The sequence below is a fragment of the Pseudomonas sp. CNPSo 3701 genome, from assembly GCF_028674975.1.
GTDB lineage: Bacteria > Pseudomonadota > Gammaproteobacteria > Pseudomonadales > Pseudomonadaceae > Aquipseudomonas > Aquipseudomonas straminea.
Map to the genome: position 1 here is coordinate 1 of NZ_JAQZSI010000030.1, position 348 is coordinate 348.

Consider the following 348-nt stretch of genomic DNA (forward strand, 5'->3'; position numbering starts at 1 on the left):
TCTCAACCGAGGCGCGCATCTTACAGCACCCTCACTTGCTGTCAAGTTGTTTTTGAAGAATTTTTTCTTTCTTCTCAACACCTTGCAGCGCCCAACCAGATCATCTTCTCTCCAGCGGGAGGCGCATTCTACAGCGTTACAAACCGCTGTCAACACCCTCTTTTACCGCCTTCGATCAACCTGATCGAACCATCAACAGAACCACTCAAACCACCCTGTCGATGCCGGCGCATTCTACTCGAATTCGCCGTCCGTGCAACCTTTATTTTCGTCTAACTCGTTGATCTACAAGGAGTTTTCAGATCAGACTGCGCCGGAAGTGGTGCGCATTATAGGCCCCTCGAAACT

1 pseudogene is annotated in these 348 nt (G+C 50.0%); it reads left to right on the top strand.

What is annotated here, in order from left to right:
- Positions 1-184 (top strand): annotated as a pseudogene (locus PVA39_RS23245) (hypothetical protein); the annotation flags it as partial.
- Between the last annotated feature and the right edge of the window lie 164 nt (positions 185-348).